Source organism: Dietzia sp. Cai40 (assembly GCF_014145165.1).
GTDB lineage: Bacteria > Actinomycetota > Actinomycetes > Mycobacteriales > Mycobacteriaceae > Dietzia > Dietzia natronolimnaea.
On the sequence record NZ_JAALEB010000081.1, the window covers coordinates 1 to 2,447 of the forward strand.

1 protein-coding gene and 1 pseudogene are annotated in these 2,447 nt (G+C 68.7%); one reads left to right on the plus strand and one right to left on the minus strand.

From position 1 onward, the window contains the following. The first annotated feature begins 349 nt into the window (after positions 1-349). Positions 350-1,999 (plus strand): AMP-binding protein, encoded by a 1,650-nt coding sequence (locus G6022_RS04120; protein ID WP_182638507.1) that lies wholly within the window; start codon positions 350-352, stop codon positions 1,997-1,999. 10 nt (positions 2,000-2,009) lie between these two features. On the opposite strand, the pseudogene G6022_RS04125 reads toward G6022_RS04120, so the two are convergent. Then, a pseudogene (locus tag G6022_RS04125) lies at positions 2,010-2,447 on the minus strand (hypothetical protein); the annotation flags it as partial.

The window sequence follows — 2,447 nt, forward strand, 5'->3', positions numbered from 1 at the left end:
CCCGGGGCCCGTCAGCACCGGCCTCCGGCCGGAGGGCCGATCCGCCTCCGGCGCGGCCGATCGGCGACCGTCCACCGGGACGCTCCCCGTCCGGGTGGCGTGGGGCAGCATCAGGCCCCCGTCGTAGGGCGCGCCGCTCTGCGGGGACCGCCGTGAACTCATGTCCAAAATGTAGGCGCTCGGGGGCGTGGGGTCACGCAGAATCGTTGCCATGGACACGAACTGCTCTAGAACTCGTTCTACTTATTGAGAGTTTGACCTGATCAGGGTGCCGTCTGGACATGAGAACAAGTTCAGGTCACAATGTGAGGACAGCCACATTTCGTCCGCCCTCGCGAAGGATTCTGCCATGACCGAAGCTGCTGACCATTCGACCGATCCGCTCGCCGGAACCAACCCGGAGATGAACGAGGCCGCGGTGTTCGAGGCCGTCGCCGACAAGATCCCGGACAACGCACTGCTGACCATGGACGGCGTCGACTACACCTACCGTCAGGTCGACGATCTCGCCAACCAGATGGGGCACCTGCTCCGCGCCCACGGTGCGGAGCCGCTCAGCCACGTCGCGCTCTACATGAAGAACAGCACCGCGCACATGGCGGCCATCATCGGGTGCATGAAGACCCGGGTGGCCGGGATCAACGTGAACTACCGGTACACCGCGCCCGAGTTGGTCTACCTGTTCAACGACTCCAAGTCGATCGCCGTGCTGGTCGACGCCGAGTTCGCCGAGACCATGGCCGCAGCGGTCCCGAAGCTCGAGACCGTGCGTACCGTGATCGTGTTCGGCGGCGTCCCGGAGGTCCTGGCCTCGGCGTGTGCCGAGAAGGGCCTGACGGTGGTCGACGGGGACACCGAGTGGCCGGCACAGTCGGCGGAGCGGGACTTCGAGCCCGTCCGCGGCGACGACCACTGGATCGTCTACACCGGCGGGACCACCGGCTTCCCCAAGGGCGTGCAGTGGCACATGTCGGACTACTTCTACGCGTGCCTGTCCGGGGGCAACCCCTACGGTGACAAGCGGCACAGCCCCGCCGAGGTCGCCGACAACGTCTCGCCCGACGGCGGGATGAAGGTGGTCATCTCGGCCCCGCTCATGCACGGTGCGGGCCTGTTCACGCTGCTGACCTTCGTGAACCTCGGCGGCCACCTCATCATGTTCCGCGAGTTCGACGCGGCGGAGATCATCCGGGCGACCGCCGAGCACAAGGCGCACATCCTCATGTTCGTCGGCGACGGCATGGCGGTGCCGCTGACGGACGAGCTGGTCAAGGGCACCGAGACCATGGACTTCAGCACCCTGTTCATGATGGCCTCCGGCGGCGGCATCTGGTCCAAGTCCAGCCGCGAGCGCGTGCTCGAGGTGCTGCCCAACATCATCATCCGCGACAACTTCGGCGCCTCGGAGGCCGGCAACGACGGCGAGCTCGGGATGAGCGAGTCCGGCGAGATGACCATCCCGGCCAGCCCGAAGCTCGGCCTGGTCGACGAGGACTTCCATCCCATCGAGCCGGGCTCGGACGAGATCGGCTACATCGTCCGCCGCGGTCACCTGCCGATCGGTTACTGGAACGACCCGGAGAAGACCGCCAAGACGTTCCCCGTGGTCGACGGTCGACGCGTCTCGGTCCTGGGCGACATGGGACAGCTCCGCGAGGACGGCACCATCGTGTTCCTCGGCCGCGGTTCGGGGTGCATCAACACCGGCGGCGAGAAGGTCTTCCCGGAGGAGGTCGAGCAGGCGCTCAAGGCGCACCCGGCCGTGCACGACGCGCTCGTCGCCGGGGCGCCGGACCCGCGCTACGGCCAGAAGGTCGCCGCCGTGGTCTCGTTCCGCGAGGGGCAGTCGGTGGAGCAGGACGAGCTGTCCGAGTTCCTGCGTCAGTCACTGGCCAACTACAAGGTCCCCAAGGTGATCGTCGACGTGCCCGAGATCCGCCGCTCGCCCGCGGGCAAGGCCGACTACAAGTGGGCCAAGGACCAGCTGCCCGCGAGCTGACGGCACGGCGCTAGTCCGTCGCGAGGATGCGCTCGACCGCGCCCAGCGGGACCCCCACCCAGCTGGGCCGGTTGCGCGACTCGTACACCACCTCGTAGAGGGCCTTGTCCAGCGTGTACGCCCGGAGGAGCGCACCGGAGTCGCGGGGGTCCGAGTCGCTCACCTCGGCGTACCCGGCGCAGAAGGCGTCGACGTTACGGTCCCGCCACTCGCGGGCCCGGAACCGCAACTGCCGGTCGTCGACCCCCACCAGCGTGTGCTGGGCGGCGTAGTCGAGGCTGCGCAGGATCCCCGCCACGTCGCGGGCGGGGGAGTCCGGCACCCGGCGTTCGGCCAGCGGGGCGGCCGGCTCGCCCTCGAAGTCGATGATGATCCAGCGGTCCGGGGCCCGCAGGGTCTGGCCCAGGTGCAGGTCGCCGTGGACGCGGTGGACCGGCACCGGGCCGGA